The 17,399-nt window shown below is 32.7% G+C and carries 16 protein-coding genes; 13 read left to right on the top strand and 3 right to left on the bottom strand.

Going from position 1 to position 17,399, the window contains the following annotated elements; all coding sequences use genetic code 11:
* Positions 1–48 precede the first annotated feature (48 nt).
* Complete coding sequence (locus ACUSJC_RS06810) at positions 49–732, top strand: response regulator transcription factor (protein WP_449268807.1); 684 nt, start codon at positions 49–51, stop codon at positions 730–732.
* Positions 732–1,775: a sensor histidine kinase gene (locus tag ACUSJC_RS06815; RefSeq protein WP_449268808.1), complete on the top strand. Its 1,044-nt coding sequence runs from the start codon at positions 732–734 to the stop codon at positions 1,773–1,775. The genes ACUSJC_RS06810 and ACUSJC_RS06815 overlap by 1 nt, the downstream gene beginning before the upstream one ends.
* Here ACUSJC_RS06815 and ACUSJC_RS06820 read toward each other — a convergent pair.
* A complete protein-coding gene (locus tag ACUSJC_RS06820) occupies positions 1,758–2,813 on the bottom strand; it encodes a glycosyltransferase (protein ID WP_449268809.1) in 1,056 nt (351 codons plus the stop codon). The two genes, ACUSJC_RS06815 and ACUSJC_RS06820, sit on opposite strands and share 18 nt — an antisense overlap.
* Before the next feature lie 145 nt (positions 2,814–2,958).
* On the opposite strand from ACUSJC_RS06820, the gene trmB reads away from it, so the two are divergent.
* The 3 genes from trmB to ACUSJC_RS06835 are packed head-to-tail and all read left to right on the top strand — an operon-like array spanning position 2,959 to position 4,591.
* Positions 2,959–3,633 (top strand): tRNA (guanosine(46)-N7)-methyltransferase TrmB, encoded by a 675-nt coding sequence (gene trmB, locus ACUSJC_RS06825; protein ID WP_449268810.1) that lies wholly within the window; start codon positions 2,959–2,961, stop codon positions 3,631–3,633.
* Complete coding sequence (locus tag ACUSJC_RS06830) at positions 3,634–4,260, top strand: LysE family transporter (protein WP_449268811.1); 627 nt, start codon at positions 3,634–3,636, stop codon at positions 4,258–4,260.
* Between the two features lies 1 nt (position 4,261).
* On the top strand, positions 4,262–4,591 hold the full coding sequence (locus tag ACUSJC_RS06835; protein WP_449268812.1) for an MGMT family protein: 330 nt from the start codon (positions 4,262–4,264) through the stop codon (positions 4,589–4,591).
* A 3-nt stretch (positions 4,592–4,594) separates the two neighbouring features.
* Here ACUSJC_RS06835 and ACUSJC_RS06840 read toward each other — a convergent pair whose 3' ends face one another.
* Positions 4,595–5,914 (bottom strand): sensor histidine kinase, encoded by a 1,320-nt coding sequence (locus ACUSJC_RS06840; RefSeq protein ID WP_449268813.1) that lies wholly within the window; start codon positions 5,912–5,914, stop codon positions 4,595–4,597.
* The gene (locus tag ACUSJC_RS06845; RefSeq protein WP_449268814.1) at positions 5,907–7,253 is read right to left on the bottom strand and encodes a sigma-54-dependent transcriptional regulator; all 1,347 of its coding nucleotides are present in this window, start codon (positions 7,251–7,253) and stop codon (positions 5,907–5,909) included. Before ACUSJC_RS06845 ends, ACUSJC_RS06840 begins: the two co-directional genes overlap by 8 nt.
* 140 nt (positions 7,254–7,393) lie before the next feature.
* On the opposite strand from ACUSJC_RS06845, the gene ACUSJC_RS06850 reads away from it, so the two are divergent.
* The 8 genes from ACUSJC_RS06850 (at position 7,394) to ACUSJC_RS06885 (ending at position 17,384) form a co-directional block, all read left to right on the top strand.
* Complete coding sequence (locus tag ACUSJC_RS06850; protein ID WP_449268815.1) at positions 7,394–8,635, top strand: efflux RND transporter periplasmic adaptor subunit; 1,242 nt, start codon at positions 7,394–7,396, stop codon at positions 8,633–8,635.
* A gap of 2 nt (positions 8,636–8,637) precedes the next feature.
* Positions 8,638–10,053, top strand: a complete 1,416-nt coding sequence (locus ACUSJC_RS06855; RefSeq protein ID WP_449268816.1) for a DUF4932 domain-containing protein — start codon at positions 8,638–8,640, stop codon at positions 10,051–10,053.
* Complete coding sequence (locus ACUSJC_RS06860) at positions 10,050–10,751, top strand: ABC transporter ATP-binding protein (protein ID WP_449268817.1); 702 nt, start codon at positions 10,050–10,052, stop codon at positions 10,749–10,751. Before ACUSJC_RS06855 ends, ACUSJC_RS06860 begins: the two co-directional genes overlap by 4 nt.
* Before the next feature lie 11 nt (positions 10,752–10,762).
* Positions 10,763–11,557: a GIN domain-containing protein gene (locus ACUSJC_RS06865; protein WP_449268818.1), complete on the top strand. Its 795-nt coding sequence runs from the start codon at positions 10,763–10,765 to the stop codon at positions 11,555–11,557.
* A gap of 27 nt (positions 11,558–11,584) precedes the next feature.
* On the top strand, positions 11,585–14,014 hold the full coding sequence (locus ACUSJC_RS06870) for an ABC transporter permease (RefSeq protein ID WP_449268819.1): 2,430 nt from the start codon (positions 11,585–11,587) through the stop codon (positions 14,012–14,014).
* Positions 14,007–15,299, top strand: a complete 1,293-nt coding sequence (locus ACUSJC_RS06875; protein ID WP_449268820.1) for a TolC family protein — start codon at positions 14,007–14,009, stop codon at positions 15,297–15,299. The genes ACUSJC_RS06870 and ACUSJC_RS06875 overlap by 8 nt, the downstream gene beginning before the upstream one ends.
* A gap of 202 nt (positions 15,300–15,501) precedes the next feature.
* Positions 15,502–16,080 carry a YceI family protein gene (locus tag ACUSJC_RS06880; protein WP_449268821.1) on the top strand — a complete coding sequence of 193 codons (579 nt, stop codon included), beginning with the start codon at positions 15,502–15,504 and terminating at the stop codon, positions 16,078–16,080.
* A 29-nt stretch (positions 16,081–16,109) separates the two neighbouring features.
* Positions 16,110–17,384, top strand: a complete 1,275-nt coding sequence (locus tag ACUSJC_RS06885; protein WP_449268822.1) for a hypothetical protein — start codon at positions 16,110–16,112, stop codon at positions 17,382–17,384.
* Positions 17,385–17,399 lie beyond the last annotated feature (15 nt).

Raw genomic sequence — 17,399 nt, forward strand, 5'->3', positions numbered from 1 at the left:
TATATTATCTTTACCTTTACAAGCAGTAACACTATGTATTCTCAAGAAATGAAAAAAAAAGACATCAAGATCTTGTTGGTCGATGACGAACCGGATATTTTGGAAATTGTCGGCTACAATCTTACTCAAGAGGGATATCAAATAGTTACAGCTTCAAACGGTAAGGAAGCTATAACTGTAGCGAAAAAAGAACTTCCTCAATTAATTATCATGGATGTAATGATGCCCGAAATGGATGGTATCGAAGCTTGTGAAAACATCCGAAAATTCCCTGAATTACAAAATACAATCATTACTTTTTTAACAGCTCGTTCAGAAGATTATTCTCAAGTGGCAGGCTTTGATGCAGGTGCGGATGATTATATTGCTAAGCCAATTAAGCCAAAAGTGCTGATCAGTAAAGTTAAGGCATTGTTAAGAAGGTTAAAAGATGAGGATAAAGCAGGCGATGTAATTAAAGTTGGGAATATCGAAATTAACCGTGAAGAGTACAAAATCATTCGCCAAGACGAAGAAATTGTTTTACCAAGAAAAGAATTTGAATTATTCTATCTATTAGCTACTAAACCCGGAAAGGTTTTTACCCGTGAAGAAATTTTAGATAAAGTTTGGGGAAATGAAGTAGTTGTAGGCGGTAGAACCATCGATGTTCACATTCGCAAATTAAGAGAAAAAATAGGAGATGACTTCTTTAAAACTATTAAAGGAGTAGGATATAAAATAGAATTTTAATGACGGTTAACTTCAAAAAATCATACAAGTTTGCACTTAAATCATCAACGTATATTACCTTATTTTCTTTTGGAGTTTTAATCCTTTTCAATTATTTCTTTTTACATATAAGCGTGTGGTATATTCTATTGTATGCCATTATGCTTTTTGTCTTTTCTTTTTTTGTACTTCAGTTTAGAGTAGAGCGTTTCATTTATCGAAGAGTTAAGAAAATTTACGATGATGTTTCGCTGTTGGAAAATGCCTCTTTCCGAAATCAGCCGGTAACAACCGATATGGCGACTTTAACGAAAGAAGTACAAAAATTTGCTCGCGATAAAAAACTGGAAATTGAAACTTTGAAAATTCGTGAAGAATATCGAAGAGAATTTCTAGGAAATGTTTCACACGAACTTAAAACGCCTTTATTTACCATTCAAGGCTATTTGTTGACGCTTCTTGACGGAGCTATGGATGACAAAAACATCCGTAAAAAATACCTGCAACGTGCCGAAAAAGGAGTAGAGCGATTAATCTATATTGTGAAAGATTTGGATATGATTACCAAATTAGAAACAGGAGATCTGAATTTAAGTTTGTCAGAATTCAATATTGTAGAAGTAATTCAAAACGTTTTTGATCTGCTTGAAATGCGGGCTGCTAAAAAACATATTACATTAACTTTTGATACGCGCTATAAACACCCTATTAAAGTAATTGCCGATCAGGAAAAGATTCAACAAGTAGTAACTAATTTAGTAGTCAACTCTATTAAATACGGAAAAGAAGGCGGAACTACGGAAGTAAGTATTGAAGACTTAGTGAGCAATAAAGTGATTGTACGAGTAACCGATAATGGCGAGGGAATTGAAAAACATCATATTTCTCGTTTGTTTGAACGTTTTTATCGTGTAGATAAAAGCGGCGCACGCAGTGAAGGCGGTTCCGGGCTAGGATTGGCTATTGTGAAGCACATTATTGAAGGACACAAAGAAAAAATCTATGTGGAAAGTGAATTTGGAGTGGGCTCCGAATTCTCATTTACCTTAGAAAAGGCGAAATAATTCCGTCCAGCTAATGGTCGTTGTAAAGTTTTGCAATCCCCTGTACAAAGCGATTTTATTTATTTTATCCAAACTGAAATTTTCCTGTTTACAACTCGGTGCAATGCCGTCTGCTTTATATTTTTTAGCCAAATACACTTGTTCGTATTGTCCCGGAGTAGGGATAAAAAAAGCTTTTTTGCCTAATTGTGCTAAATCCATTACGGTTGTATAACCCGAACGACATACAATTTTATCACTTTGGTTGAACGCTATTTCTAACTGTTCGCTGTTCATAAAATTGTAATAGGTGATGTTTTTTTCAATATTGATTTGTTGTTCATCCTCAATTTTTCCTTTGACGAATAAAACAGGTTTGTCGTAATTCTCAAATTCCGATTGCAGTTTTTCTTCCAAAAAAGTTCGTTGCGGTTCTGGTCCCGAAAGAATAATCATGACATCAAATTTAGGATCCACCACGCGTTTGTGTAAACGACTCAGCGGACCTATATAACGCAAATGTTTTAAAGAAGTAGTGCTTAAATGACCTAATTTCCCGGTCAAATTTGGCGTTCCGGCAACATCAGGAATCCAGCATTCGTTGAATTTTCTAATATAAAAATGATGCAATTTTGTAGTGATCCAAGAAGTTCTTCCGGTTAAAACGGTCAATTGGTGCGTCATAAAAACCGAAGGAATTCTTTTGTGATGAACACCTAATCGATTGTCAGAAATAATACCGTCAATACCGTATTCCTTTACCCAATTGGCTACTGTTTTGCGTTCGTTTTGAATGGCTGAAACAATCTGAGGAACTTGAGCCAACATTTTCCACATGAAGTTTTTACCTTTTTCAGCATAACGAATGTTATATGAAGGAAGTTCCAAGTGCAGTAAATGAGGAAACTCTTTTTTTAGCAAAGCTAATGCTACACCATCAGAAGCAATTAAAGGTTCAAAACCATTATTTTCTAAAGCTTTAATAATAGGAATACAGCGTGTTGCGTGACCTAATCCCCAATTTAATGGAGCAACTAAAATTTTCTTTTTTGTTTCCAATCGCGTTTGCTTCGTTTTGTGTAGTTTTCAGCTTCTGAAAGCATTTGTGCTACAAGTAAAGGTATTCTTTTTCAAGTTGTAAAGTAAAAATAATTTGTCTTTACTCATATTTCCTTAATTTTACCAAAAAATTAATTTTTTTCTTGTGGGAAGTAAAAACAAACTTAAACGCTTTAGAGAAAACGAAACATTTGATAATGTGGTTCAACCAACTCGAGATGAGGTGGTTTCTGGAAATTTGCCTTTTAAAGGAAAATGGAGAACGGAATTTTTTAAGAACGACAATCCTATTGTTTTAGAATTAGGTTGTGGAAAAGGAGAATATTCTGTGGGCTTAGCCCAAAAATTTCCGGATAAAAATTTTATTGGAATTGATATTAAAGGAGCGCGTTTTTGGCGTGGCGCCAAAACGGCTGTTGAAGGAGGAATTCATAATGTGGGATTTCTTCGTACCCAAATTGAATTGATCGAACATTGTTTCGCAGAAAATGAAGTAGACGAAATTTGGATAACATTTCCGGATCCGCAAATCAAATATAAGCGAACCAAACATCGTATGACCAATTCGGAGTTTTTGCAACGCTATAAAAAGATTCTGAAAAAAGAAGGAATCATGCATTTAAAAACCGATAGCGAATTCATGCACGGATATACATTAGGTTTATTGCATGGCGAAGGTCACGAAGTGTTGTATGCGAATCATAATATTTACAGAAACGAAGGTGCTCCGGTTGAAGTAACCAGTATTCAAACCTTCTATGAAAGTCAATATTTAGAGCAGAACAAACCTATAACCTACATTAAATTTAAACTGAAGTAAATGGAATTGGTAATCGCTTTTTTAGCAGGATTTGTCATTGCGGCAATTGGAATTATAGCACCAGGAATGTTGAATATGACTATTGCCCGATTAAGCGTGGAAGAAAACAGAAGACAAGCTTTGCTTTTTTCTTTCGGTTCGGTAGTTATTGTTTTTTTTCAAAGCTTTGCAGGAACATATTTCGCTAAATTTCTTGATACCAATCCTCATATAACTGAAACCTTAAAAAAGTTCGGAACCGTAATTTTTATACTGCTAACTTTCTTTTTTATCTACAACGGAATTCAGGCTAAAAAGAAGCGAAAAATCAATGTTGAAGTAAAAGACAAACGCAATCGCTTTTTATTTGGATTAACTTTGTCTTCTTTAAACATGTTTGCCATACCGTATTATGGTGTCATGAGTTTAATGTTGGCTACTAAAGATTTATTTCATTTTTCAATAGCCGAAATTATCAGTTTTTCTTTAGCAGCCAGCATCGGAACTTTTGCTATATTTTACATTTACGCTGTTTTCTTTCGAAAAATTGAGCATAAAGTAACCTTACTTTCTAAGAATATCAATTTTTTTATTGCTATTATTACCGGAATAGTAGCCATGACATCTCTTATTAAAATGTTTTATTGATATGGTAAAACCAAAAGAAATCAGCTTTTTTGAAAGGGTTTACGAAGTCGTTCGCCAAATTCCTTATGGGAAAGTTACTTCTTATGGTGCCATCGCTAAAACTATCGGTTCCCCGCAATCTTCAAGAATGGTGGGTTATGCCATGAATGCTTCACACAATATGGAAGATGTTCCTGCTCATAGAGTAGTTAATCGAAACGGTGTGCTAACCGGGAAACATCATTTTGACGGAACCAATCTCATGCAACAGCTTTTAGAAGCCGAAGGTATTAAAGTGGTTGACAATAAAATAGTGGATTTTCAAAAACATTTTTGGGAGCCTGATTTTTAAAGTTTACTCAAACAAGCAAATCGTGAATTTAGTTTGGGTTTCATTGCTTTCAAAAGTAAGATAACCTCCGTGAGCTTCAATAATGTTTTTGGACAAAGTAAGACCGATTCCGGCTCCTTCTTTTCTGGTAGTGAAAAACGGTAGAAAGATTTTATCTTCTATTTCTTTTTCAATTCCTTTTCCCGTATCGGTAATGTAAACAAACAATCTTTTTTCTTTTACTTCGCCCGAAAGTGTAATTTGTTTGTTCGTTTTGTCGGCAAGTGCGTAAATACTATTCGTTAAAAGATTGATTAAAACTTGTTCCAATTGCTGTTTGTCAACCGAAATCCAGCGATCAAAACCAATTTCATTAACTACGGAAATCTGCTCTTTTTTCAATAACGGTTGCATAATTTGCAAGCTGTTTTTCAGCAATTCTTGTAAAGCTGTTTTCTCTTTTTTAGGCGAAGGCAACGCCGCAAGTTTTCTATAATTTTCTACAAATTGCTGCAAATGGCGCGTTCTGTTGGTAATGGTTTCAATACTTTCTTTAATGTCGCTGATATCTTCATTAGAAAGCGAATCTTGTTGCGTGGTTTCTTGTAAGTTTTGTGCCAAAGCATGAATGGGTGTTAACGAATTCATCAACTCATGCGAAATCACTTTCATTAAATTAATCCAAGCTTCTTTTTCTTTCTTTTCAATTACTTTTTGAATAGAATCTAGTAAAACGATATAATAATCTTGATCATAAATTTTACTTTTAGCCGTTTGTAGAATGAAAGTTTGGTAGTCTTGTTTCTCTACCCGAATTTGTAATGGAGTTTTAAAATCGGAGAAGTCGTGTTCTTCGATAATTTGGCACAAAGCCGGAATATATTGATTCAGATAATGCCATTTAGAAACTTTAGGTGTTTTAAAATGATGCGAAAAATAATCGTTCATTAACGTAATATGCCAATCGGAATCTTTTTTTTCTAAAATAAGAACACCGGTTTCGATGGTGTTAAAAATGGATTGATAAACGGTGTCTTTTGAAATTTGTTCTTTTTGATTCGCTTTTAATTGTCCATATAACACAAACAGATTCGCATAAAACTCCTGATGTTTTTTAGTTTTAAAATCTGCTGAGAAATCTTTGTTAAGAATAGAAAGAATGGTTTTGTCGTAAAACGCGAAAATAGAATTGATAAACGAAAGCAACTCTAAAAATAATCCTATTGCAACAATGAAACCAAGTAAAGCCGTATAATGATAATGGTTTTGAAATAAAATAAAACTTCCTGCCAAACCGATCAGCACAAAAAACAAACGAATAAAAATGGCAAATTGTTTAATCATTTTTGATGTCGTATTTTTCCATTCTTCGGTATAAAGCGGCTCTGGATAAACCGAGTTCTTCTGCCGACTTACTGATGTTGAACTGATGTTTCAACAATACTTTTTCGATACTGTTTTTTTCAATGTTCGAAAGTTGGATTTCTTCTTTTTCAATTTCAAAAGAATCCACAAGTTCCAAATCTAAATCGGGAATTGTAATCGTATTATTTTCACAAAGAATTACCGCACGCTCTATTCGGTTTTCCATTTCTCGAATATTTCCGAACCAAGCATGTTTTTGGATTTGTTCCAATGCTTTTTCGTCAAAAACAAGATCGTATTTGTCATATTTTACACTTAGTTTTCCGAGTAAAAAGTGTGCCAATTCGACTAAATCTTCTTTTCGTTTACGCAAAGGTGGTAACATAATTTGCATGGTATTGAGTCGGTAAAACAAATCTTCTCTGAAATTTTTGTGTTGTACTTCGGCTTTCAAATCAAGATTGGTCGCCGCAATAATACGAACATTAAGTTTTCTCGGTTTAGCTTCGCCTAATCGCGTAATGGTTTTGGTTTGGATAACCTGGAGTAATTTAGCTTGTAACGTCAGTGGAATATTTCCGATTTCGTCTAAAAATATTGTGCCGTTTTCTGCCAATTCAAATCGTCCGGCAGTATCATTTTTGGCATCGGTAAAAGCGCCTTTTGCATAACCAAACAATTCGCTTTCAAAAATGTTTTCATTCAAAGAACCTAAATCGACATGTACAAAAGCATTGTCTTTTCTGCTAGATTGTTGGTGAATATACTGTGCCAATACATATTTTCCGGTTCCGTTTTCGCCTAAAATAAGAATGTTGGCATCGGTTTTTGCTACTTTTTGCGCTAAATCATAAGCTTTTACAATAACTGATGATGTTCCAACAAAAAAATCATTGACTAATTTATTTTCGGAAGTTTTGTGTTCTTTTCGACTTTGTGTAACGCCTTTTTTGACAATTTCAATGAGTCTAATATTGTCCCAAGGTTTTAGAATATAATCAAATGCGCCCAATTTTAAAGCTTCAACCGCTGTTTCCACATGACCAAAAGCCGTCATTAGAATTACTTTTGTAGCAGGAGATAACAACAAAATTTCTTTTAAAAAATAGATTCCTTCTTTTCCGTCTTCATAACCAATGCGATAATTCATATCTAAAAGCACAACATCAATCTTATGTTCAGCCAATATTTTTATGCTGTCTTTAGGATTGTTTAGCGTAATGATGTTCTCAAAATGCTTCTTCAACAGCATTTTTGCTGCAAAAAGAATGTCTTCCTGATCATCAATCACTACTATGTTGGCTTGTATTTTTTTCATTTGTGTACGGTTTCGGACATTTAGTGTTCATTAGCGAACAGTTGGATAAAATAAATTTTATTTAAAGTATTGATTATTAATTATTTGTGAATTATAAGTTTTTGGCACAAAATTCCTTTATACTAAACTAAAATAAGAATATGGACACCATCATTAACCGTAAAAATAGCAAAAAAAAGAAACTAGCCCTAGTGGGAATAATTATTTTAATCTTGACTTTTATAGTATATGCTTCGTTTACCAAAAAAAGAGCGTATACCGTAAAAAAGAGTGAAATTTCTATTAAAACGGTTCAAGAAGATTATTTTGAAGATTTTATGGTTTTCCAAGCGATAACAGAACCTTTGAATTCTATCTTAGTAAATATTGTGGAAGGTGGTTCGGTTCAGGAAATTTTTGTAGAAAACGGAGATTTTGTTCAAGAAGGGCAGCCGTTGGCTCGTTTGTATAATCCGAATACAGAATTAAATTATATGCAACAGGAGACGGCAATTATTGAGCAGATTAATAATTTGAACAAAGCAAAACTGGATTTGAGAAATCAGGAATTAAGCTTGACAAAAGATTTAATTAGTATTGAACACGATTATCAAGATGCTAAAAACCAATACGATTTGGAGAAAAAACTATACGAACAAGAAATTTTAGCCAAAAACGAATGGGAAAAAACGCAAGAAAATTTTCGTTTTCAAAAAGAGCGTATGAACATTATCAAGCAAAGTGTGGCTAAAGAAAAACAAGCGAATGCAATCCAAATAGGACAATTGAATCAGTCGATTTCCATTATGGAAAAAAGTTTAGGCGTGTTGCGAACCAATAAAAAGAATTTCCTGGTTTTAGCGCCACTATCGGGTCGATTATCATCTTTTGAACCCGTTTTAGGACAAAGTTATACGCAAGGACAAACGTTAGGTAAAATAGATGTCATGAAAGGTTATAAATTAGTGGCTGATGTGGACGAATTCTATTTGAATAAAGTCAAAAAAGATCAAAAAGGAACTATTGATTTCAACGGAAAAAAAGTACAAGTTGTTGTAGATAAAGTGATTCCGGAAGTCGTAAAAGGTAGGTTTAAAGTAGAATTGCAATTACCACAAGTAGAAAACTTAGATTTAAGACAAGGATTGAGCTTTGGTGTCCGATTATTATTATCAGAAAAAGAAAAAATAACCGTTTTGCCCAAAGGAAGTTATTATAACGAAACCTCAGGGAAATGGATATTTGTGTTAACAAGCGACGATAAAGCCGAGCGAAGAACTATTAAATTAGGCAGGGAAAATCCAGTATATTATGAAGTTTTAGAAGGGTTGCATCCAGGAGATAAAGTGGTAACATCAGGGTATCAAGATTATAAAGAGATAGCAGTTTTAAACATTAATTAGTGATGAAGAAAGTATTTTTTTTAGTTGTATTATGGTCGACTTTAGGTTTTTCACAAGAAAAGCTACAAGCAAAATTTGATAAAAGAGTTGAGTTGATGAGTATCGTTTTTCGGTTAGTGGGAAATGAAGAATATTCGTCTAATTACAACCAAGAGTATGTGAATGAGATCAACGCTCACTTTCAAAATGTTAAAAATCACAAATTTATTTCGTACATACAAAGTATCAGAAATCAAAACGGATTGGGTTATGATGCTGTAATGTCATTTGCAGTTCATTTGCAGCATAATGGAAAATATTCGCTAGTAAAAGAGGCAACATCAACTTTAGATACACGATGGAAAAAAGTAGATAAAAAGAAATTCATCAAGTTATTGAATGAGTTTAATAAAGATTCGCAAGCCGATGTTTTCTTCCAAAACCATTTAGAATATTACAATAAAGTAGCGGGAAGTTTCAATGCAATTCTGGAAAATTTTAATCAAAATTGGTATCAAAACTATTATGGTGTAAGCAGTAATGAGAAGTACAATCTTATTTTAGGATTTGCGAACGGAGGAGGAAACTATGGCGTAAAAGTACATCCGAAAAACCAACAATTAATTGTGAATGCTATTATGGGAGTTTGGGATTTTGATAAAAACACCGGAGAAGCTGTTTTTTCTGTAAAAGATCACTTACCCACATTAATTCATGAGTACAATCATTCGTTCATTAATCATTATTTAGATAGCAAACAAAATATGGATTTATTAGCCGAAAGCGGTGAAAAAATCTATCAGGTTCAGAAAGAAGAAATGAACAATCAAGCGTATGGAAATTGGATAACATTAGTCAATGAATCTCTTGTAAGGGCTTCGGTTGTAAGATATTTGATTGATACCAATGAAACCGAACAAACGGTGGAAAAAGAAATTCAAACTCAAATAAATCGTGGTTTTTTGTGGACCAAAGAATTAAGTGATTTGTTAGGGGAATATGAGAAAAGCAGAGATAAATATCCTGATTTCGGAAGTTTTTATCCAAGAATCATTCAGTTTTTTAATGAGACCGCTAAAAATATTAATCAAATCAAGTCAGATTTTGAAAGCAAAAGACCGGTAGTTCTATCGATTGACCAATTCAAAAATAACGCAACAGATGTAAATGCAGCAATAAAAGAAATTATAATCACATTTGACAGGGAAATGAATGAAAAAAGAATGTCAATTCATTTTGGAGAAAGCGGTAAAGAACATTTTCCTTTGGCTGGAAAACCAGAGTTTGTGAATGACAATTCAGCGATAAAACTACAACTGGATTTAAAACCGGAAACAGAATATGAGTTCATCTTACGATCGGGTTTTCTTTCTAAAGAAGGTTATCCGTTAGTAGATTATTTTGTAAAATTTAAAACATCAAAAAACGAACAGTTATGATACAAATCAAAAACCTTTCAAAAACCTTCCGAACAGAAGAAGTAGAAACAAAAGCACTGAATGATGTTTCTTTTCAATTAGCGCAAGGCGAATTTGTAACCATTATGGGACCATCTGGTAGTGGAAAATCAACCTTATTGAATATAGTGGGTTTACTAGATAATGCTGAAGCAGGACATTATTTTTTATTGGACAAAGAAATGATTGCCCTTAAGGAAACGGAAAGAGCAAAAGTGAGAAAGCAAAATATCGGTTTCATTTTTCAAAATTTTAATTTGATAGACGAACTTTCTGTTTTTGATAATATCGAATTACCGCTTATTTACAATAATGTTCCGGCAGCGCAGCGCAAACAAAAAGTAGAAGCCATTGCTGAACGTTTAGGTATTGCACATCGTTTGAAACATTTTCCACAGCAATTATCAGGCGGTCAACAACAACGTGTTGCGGTTGCCAGAGCTTTAATTAACGAACCCAAAATTATTTTGGCCGATGAACCAACGGGAAACTTGGATTCTAAAAACGGAAACGAAGTAATGGAATTACTAACCGATTTGCACGCTCAAGGCGCAACGATTTTAATGGTAACACATTCCGATTATGATGCTTCCTTTTCACAAAAAACGATTGTAATGAAAGACGGAATGATTATTTCCGAAAAGAATAATAGCAAAAAAGTAGATGTTTTAATTTCTTAAAAAACAAAATCATGTATAAAATCATAGTTTATTTAGTAGTGGGTTTAATGAGTTTAATGCTTAAAGCTCAGGTTTCAGAAGATCGTCAAGTAGGATCTTTTTCAAAATTAAAAGTATCCAATTCCATTGATGTGTTTTATACATTTAGTACCAATCAGTCAATTAAAGTATACACCGATGATGCTCAAAAAATGGCTTGTATAAAAACAGAAGTAGCTAATGATGTGTTGAAAATTTATGTTGAGACAAAGGGATATTCTGAAAATACTAAAAAGAAAAAAACTAAAGGCGGAAATAATTGGAATAATGGCGTTTCATTTAAAGTTTTAAAAGTGGAGATTTCCGGACCTTATTTAAGCGAAATTACAACAAGTGCTGCGGCTGAGGTAAAACTTTTAAACCCTAATAAGATAAAAGAAGTGACGCTAAAAAGCAGTTCGGCAAGTAGTATAGAAGGAAGTTTTGAAGTAGAAAAAATGACAGTTGATACATCTTCAAGTTCCGATTGTATTCTTCAGGTTGAAGCTAAAACAATTGAAATTGAATCGAGTAGTTCATCTGATGTAAAAATTTCCGGAAAAGCAGAAATAGTTGAGGTAAACAGCAGTTCTTCATCAGATTGTGATCTTAAAAATTTGCAGGCAAAAGAGGCTTATGTAAAAGCCGGTAGTTCTGCAGATGTAATGGTAAGTCCAACCGTTTTATTAAATGCTGAAGCAACATCCAGTGCCGACGTAATTTATTACGGAACTCCGGATAAAATCAGTGTTAAAGAGAGTTCATCAGGCTCTGTTACTAAAAAATAATCATCATCCATCAAAAAACGAACAGTTATGTTAAACAACTGGTTACACATTTTTTATTATCACATCAAGAACAATAAACTTTTTACATTTCTTAATGTTTTAGGATTAAGCATAGGTATTGCAGCACTTGTTTTTTCTCTTTTGTATTATAACGAAGAAAAGAGCTATGACGCTTGGAACCCCGAGAATGAAAAAGTTTTTGAGGTTTTACATGATTTAGGACAAGGATTGGTTTGGGCAAATAACCCGGCGCCTTTAGGAACATACTTTGAAACACAATTTCAAGAAGTAGAATCGTATTGCTATTTTAACAATTGGTATTATAATGAAATTGTAAAATATAATTCTAAGAAAGAAATTTTTAAAATTATAGATGTACAAAAGAATTTTTTCGAGTTTTTCCCTTTTGAGTTTATACAAGGAAACCCTAAAAATTGCCTAGAAGAATCTAGCATTGCTATTTCGGATGTAGCTGCAAAACGTTTGTTTGGAGACGAAAATCCAATGAATAAAGAAGTGTTGTATTCAGGTAAAAAATTTGTAATTAAAGGGGTTTACAAATTGAATACGAAATCTTCTATAGCTCCTGAAATTGTGACCAATTTAGTTGAGAAAAGATTAAAAGAAAATGCAACATATTGGGGGAATTACAATTTTGGATTATTAATTAAGTTAAAAAATCCTAGTCAAGCGCCTCAATTAAGAGAAAAAATTGAAAAAGTGATGTATGAAAATACATTGGCAAAATGGGCTAAAGATGAAGGCTTAACACCAGAAGAGTGGCTTAAAAAATATAATGATGAAGCAAATAAAGTTATTTTAGAACAGTTAAAAACATCTCATTTGCATTCTAAAATAAATGGTTTTCCAGAGCCTAGAGGAAATTATCAGTTCTTGATGATTATGCTTGGACTGTCTGTCTTGATTTTAATATTATCCATTGTCAATTATGTGAATTTGGCAACGGCTAATACCATCAAACGAGCAAAAGAAGTAGGTGTTAGAAAAGTCTTGGGAGCGACAAAAAGGAATATTGTGTATCAGTTTGTTTTTGAAACCGTTATTTTGGTATTGTTTTCTATTTTATTTGCATTGGTTATTGTAGAATTATCATTGCCTTACTATAATGATTTCTTGGGAAAATCACTCGAATTGAATGGTTCGTTGTTTTTTGTTCAATTAATTATAATATTCATTTTAGGAGTAATTTTTGCAGGGATCTTTCCGGCAATCTATGTTTCTAATTTTGAAACATTAAAAGTTTTAAAAGGAAATTTTAGTAGAAGTAAAAGCGGAATTTGGCTTAGAAACGCTATGCTCATTTTGCAATTTGCTATTGCATCTTTCTTTATTGTCGGTTCTTATATAGTCTTTCAACAAGTCAATTTTATGGCAAATAAGGATTTAGGTTTTAAAGGAGAACAAATATTACAAATCAAGTACAAAAATTCTTATGATTACAACGAAGAAGGATACGAAGATAAAATGTATTCACGTTTGAGCATGATAAAGCAAGAAATTGCAAAAATAAAAGGCGTTCAAGGTGTAGCAACTGGAGCATTTAATTTTGGGAACGGAGCTAATTCATCTTCAAGTTTTATGTATAAAAACGTAAGTATTCAGGGGCAAAATATGGGAATTGATTTTGAAATGCTACCGATGATGAATATTAAGATTAAAGAAGGAAGAAACTTATCGCCAAAATACGCATCTGATACTATAAATTCTATGTTGGTTAATGAAACGGCAGCCCGTATGATGAACGATTCAACTTTAATCGGTAAAGAGGTTGATTGGAATAATTATAAATTAAAAGTAGTGGGCATTGTAAAAGATTTTCATGTATATGGTCCGCAAGCAGAAATTCCCCCAATGGCTTTCTTTCATTTCAAAACAGTAAAATGGATGTTAGGGAATGTCAATCAAATTTACGTAAAAGTGGATCCGGAAAATATGGAAGAAACTATTGGAAATATTGAAAAATTTTGGGTGCAAAATGTAGATAGCGAGTATCCTTTTGAATATGATTTTGTGGATAAAAATTATGCACGAACTTATGAGCAATATGTAAAACAACGCAATTTATTTTCGATGCTAAATATTGTTGTAATCTTAATTGCTCTTTTTGGATTGTTTGCTTTAGCAGCATTTTCTATAGAGCGACGCATGAAAGAAATTGCTATAAGAAAAACATTAGGCGCCGAAACCGGATCATTGTTAAAAGAATTATCGAAACAATATATTGTATTTGGAATTATTGGTTTTTTAATTGCCGTTTTTCCGACCTATTATTTATTGCAAAAATGGTTAGAAAATTTTGTATTTAGAGTCTCAATAGATGTTTTGCCATTTTTAATTGGATTTATATTACTCATTGTTTTAACCTTAGCGGTTGTGCTTTCAAAAGCGTATCAAGCGACTAAAGTAGATGTTTTAAAATACTTAAAATATGAATAAAAAGGTTATATATATTCTCTTTTCATTTGCTTTTAGCGTTCTTGTTGCCGGCCAAGCGAAAGTTTGGTCGCTACAAGAATGTATTGATACGTCACTAACACAAAGTTTAGAAGAACAACTCAAGCAACTGGAAGTGAAAAGGGCAGAAAGAAGTAAAACCTCATTGATTCATTATTGGCTTCCTACGATTAATTTAGCAGGAAATCATTCCTATAATTTTGGATCAACCATTGATCCATCAACAAACGGAAGAGTCAGTTCTAATATTTTATATGATAATTTTTATCTCAACGCATCGGTCAATGTGTTGGATTTTAATAATCTGGCATCAAAAAGTAAAAGCAAATTAGAGTTGGAAAAAGCAAAGGCAGAAAGAGCTGTTTTTGAAAATGAATATAAATTGCAAATAGCAGAAAGTTATTATCAGGCATTATATGCTCAAGAATTGGTAACCATTAAAAAAGAACAACTTAAAAACTCTAAAAATAACTTAGACAGAGTTGTTAAAGAAGTTGAGATAGGAAGTAAGCCTAAAAGTGACGAGTATGATATGCAATTATCATATACTTCAGAAGAAACACAATTATTGGAAAGTGAACAACAATTAAAACTACTGAAATTACAATTATTCCAATTAATTAATAAAACAGATGTTGCAGTAAGCGAAGTTTTGCTGGAAGATTTTAATTCGCAATTGGTTGAAAATGAATTCAAGAATCCAAAACTAGATTTAGCCACAATAAATTATAAATTAAATAGAAAAACTATTCTACAATATCAATCGAATACTTTGCCAACATTGTCGGCTTATTACCAATTTTCTACGTTTTATTATAAACCATTAAATCAGCCGGATGTTATTGTAAATAACCTGCAAACACAACTTCAAGATAATAAGAATCATCAAGTTGGATTACAACTCAATGTCCCGATTTTTAACGGATTTAGAAATAGTAAGAAAGTCGCTTCGGCTAAAATAGAAACCGAAAAAGCAAAAGTCCAGATGACCTTTGAAAAACAGCAATTGGAAAAACAATTGACCTTAGAGAATGAAAAAAAAGAACAATACCAACAATTACAAAAAGGATTTCAACAAGTTGTAGATTTTGCCAAGCTTTCGTATAGAACGTCTCAGGCTAAGTTTGAAAGTGGAAAAATAGAAGCTATTACTTTTAATTCGGTTAAAAACCAATTACTGCAATCACAATATGATGTATTGAAGAACCAATTAATGATTCAGTTCACAACCATTAAAATGAATCTTTTAAAACATAATGAGCTATAGCTGATTTGTAACATACTGAAAATTACAATCTTATCTAATCCTAAAAAAGTTTAAAAACTTTTTTAGGATTTTTTTTGAAAATATACGAACTATAACGTTTGAGTTAATCCTTACAATATCCTTTTGTAACAAAAGTGACAAAAGTCATGTTTTCTGTCGCATTTTCAGACGAACTTTGACTCATAATTTAAAATCAAAGGTTATGAAAACGCAATATAAATTACTAAATGCTTTATTGTTTATGTTTTTGACATTCAATTTTTTAAATGCGCAAGAATATAAACTTTTATTAAGCGAAAGTAAGTTGACAGTTGATGGAACTTCTAATTTGCATGACTGGTCAATTGAAGCAAAAGCAATGTCAGGTGCTGCAGGTTTTACAGTTTCAGGAACCGAAATTACAGCCTTGAAAAACTTAACTTTTGCCCTTGAAGTTGAACAATTAAAAAGCGGTAAAAGCGGAATGGATAAAAATACTTTTAAAGCTTTAAACAGTTCGAAATACAAAACTATCAATTTCAAAGTTACCAAAGTTGTTAAAATAACTAAAAACAGTAACGGAACTTTCGCTATTGAAACTTTAGGAGATCTGACTATTAACGGAGTAACTAAAAATGTAGCGCAATCTTTTACAGCTAAAGTAGTTGATAGTAAAGTGCAATTGTCAGGTAAACAAACACTTAATATGACTCATTATAGTGTTGAACCTCCAACAGCTCTAATGGGAACTATCAAAACAGGAGAAAGTGTAACCGTAAATTTCAACGTGACTTATAAATAAAATTACAAATCAAAATAAAATCAATAGACATGAAAACAATATTCAAATCTGCACTTCTAATTGCTTTAGTAAGCATGTGCGGTAGTATGGAAGCTCAAACTAGAAAGTTAGATAATTATAGAGAGCAAGATAAAACCGGAATCAATGTTTTTGAATCACCTAAAGATACAGCCTCTACTTTCGAAAATATTAAAGTAAGAATTGGAGGAGCATTCGCTTTACAATATCAAGCGATTGATCACGAAAATGCTGATGGAGCAGCCGATCTTATGCCAATCACTAATAATTTTAACTTGGCAACAGCTAACTTAGACTTAGATGTGGCATTAGCAAAAGGTTTGCGTATGCACTTAAGAACTTATTTATCTTCTCGCCACCACAATGAAACTTATGTAAAAGGAGGGTATTTTCAAGTAGATAATTTAGACTTCATTAAAGAAGGTTTAGCATCAGATTTAATGAAATATGTAACTATTAAAGTAGGTCACATGGAAGTAAACTACGGTGATACTCACTTTAGAAGATCTGATAATGCACAAGCTCTTTTCAACCCGTTTGTGGGTAACTATTTAATGGATTCATTTACTACAGAAGTTGGTGGAGAAGTTTACTTTAAAAAAGATGGCTTTTTAGCAATGGTTGGTGTAACAAATACAAAATTAAACCAAAGTGTTGTTAGCGATGAAGTAAATGGAAATCCAAGTCCTTCAGTAATAGGTAAATTAGGTTTTGATAAACAGTTGAACGATGATTTAAGAGTACGTTTAACAGGATCTATCTATAATACAGCTTGGGCTACAAGAACTTACCTATATGCTGGTGATAGAGCAGGGGCAAGATACTACTTGGTTATGTCAACTCCGGATGTTACTGCAACAACAGATTTCAGATCTGGTAGATATGATCCTAGCTTTAATAACAAATTAACAGCAATCATGTTTAATCCATTTGTGAAATATCAAGGTCTAGAATTCTTTGGTGTAGTAGAACTTACAAATGGTAGAAACTTAGGAGAAACAGATAGAAGAAAAGCTACTCAATTAGGAGCAGAATTATTATACCGCTTTGGAAGTCATGAAAACTTCTACTTCGGAGGTCGTTACAACAGTGTATCAGCAGAAGATGTTTCTGGATATGATGTAGATATTACAAGATTCAATATTGGTGGCGGTTGGTTTATGACTAAAAACGTGTTAGCTAAAATTGAATATGTAAACCAAAAATATGATGGATTTGCACCTGGCGACAAATTAGACGGTGGTAAATTCAACGGATTCGTCGCAGAAGCTGTGATTAGTTTCTAATAATAAAAAAACTTT

The organism is Flavobacterium sp. U410, assembly GCF_053570605.1.

Excerpts from the sequence above, each read along its gene's own strand:
- ACUSJC_RS06810 (WP_449268807.1), top strand. The coding sequence starts at position 49 with ATGAAAAAAAAAGACATCAAGATCTTGTTGGTCGATGACGAACCGGAT.
- ACUSJC_RS06815 (WP_449268808.1), top strand. The coding sequence starts at position 732 with ATGACGGTTAACTTCAAAAAATCATACAAGTTTGCACTTAAATCATCA.
- ACUSJC_RS06830 (WP_449268811.1), top strand. The coding sequence starts at position 3,634 with ATGGAATTGGTAATCGCTTTTTTAGCAGGATTTGTCATTGCGGCAATT.
- ACUSJC_RS06835 (WP_449268812.1), top strand. The coding sequence starts at position 4,262 with ATGGTAAAACCAAAAGAAATCAGCTTTTTTGAAAGGGTTTACGAAGTC.
- ACUSJC_RS06840 (WP_449268813.1), bottom strand. The coding sequence starts at position 5,914 with ATGATTAAACAATTTGCCATTTTTATTCGTTTGTTTTTTGTGCTGATC.
- ACUSJC_RS06845 (WP_449268814.1), bottom strand. The coding sequence starts at position 7,253 with ATGAAAAAAATACAAGCCAACATAGTAGTGATTGATGATCAGGAAGAC.
- ACUSJC_RS06850 (WP_449268815.1), top strand. The coding sequence starts at position 7,394 with ATGGACACCATCATTAACCGTAAAAATAGCAAAAAAAAGAAACTAGCC.
- ACUSJC_RS06855 (WP_449268816.1), top strand. The coding sequence starts at position 8,638 with ATGAAGAAAGTATTTTTTTTAGTTGTATTATGGTCGACTTTAGGTTTT.
- ACUSJC_RS06860 (WP_449268817.1), top strand. The coding sequence starts at position 10,050 with ATGATACAAATCAAAAACCTTTCAAAAACCTTCCGAACAGAAGAAGTA.
- ACUSJC_RS06865 (WP_449268818.1), top strand. The coding sequence starts at position 10,763 with ATGTATAAAATCATAGTTTATTTAGTAGTGGGTTTAATGAGTTTAATG.
- ACUSJC_RS06870 (WP_449268819.1), top strand. The coding sequence starts at position 11,585 with ATGTTAAACAACTGGTTACACATTTTTTATTATCACATCAAGAACAAT.
- ACUSJC_RS06875 (WP_449268820.1), top strand. The coding sequence starts at position 14,007 with ATGAATAAAAAGGTTATATATATTCTCTTTTCATTTGCTTTTAGCGTT.
- ACUSJC_RS06880 (WP_449268821.1), top strand. The coding sequence starts at position 15,502 with ATGAAAACGCAATATAAATTACTAAATGCTTTATTGTTTATGTTTTTG.
- ACUSJC_RS06885 (WP_449268822.1), top strand. The coding sequence starts at position 16,110 with ATGAAAACAATATTCAAATCTGCACTTCTAATTGCTTTAGTAAGCATG.